1 protein-coding gene is annotated in these 456 nt (G+C 69.5%); it reads left to right on the forward strand.

Annotated features, from left to right (window positions below):
• Positions 1-266 (forward strand): EAL domain-containing protein (locus tag AACY08_RS29600; RefSeq protein WP_339472636.1); only part of this gene is annotated, 266 nt, incomplete at its 5' end.
• Between the last annotated feature and the right edge of the window lie 190 nt (positions 267-456).

Here is a 456-nt window from a genome sequence, read left to right on the forward strand (position 1 = left end):
CCGCCTGCCGCGACGCCGCCGCCTGGCCCGACGACATCCGCCTGGCCGTCAACGTCTCGCCGGTACAGTTCAAGAGCGGCACGCTGGCGCTGAAGATCATGGCGGCGCTGGCCTCCTCCAACCTGCCGGCGAGCCGGCTCGAGCTCGAGATCACCGAGGCCGTGCTGATCCGCGACGACGATACCGCGCTGGCGATCCTGCACCAGCTCCGGGCCATCGGCCGGCGCACAGGGCCAATAGACCTGTTCCGTCACGCCGATGCCTGAAGCCAGCGGCGCCGTCCAATGGGTGTAGTTGAGGGTGACCGATGGGCCGGTCACGGTCACGTTCCCCGTCACCGCCGCCGTCGCATTCGATCGCACCGACAGCGAGCAGATATAGGTGGTCTTACCGACGGCCCCCGCCAGCGTCGCGGTCGTGGCGCCCGTGGTGCCGGTTGCTGATGCCGTGATCGGG

It is taken from the genome of Pseudomonas sp. EL_65y_Pfl1_R83 (assembly GCF_963970695.1).
In the GTDB taxonomy this organism is placed as follows: Bacteria; Pseudomonadota; Gammaproteobacteria; order Pseudomonadales; family Pseudomonadaceae; genus Aquipseudomonas; species Aquipseudomonas tritici.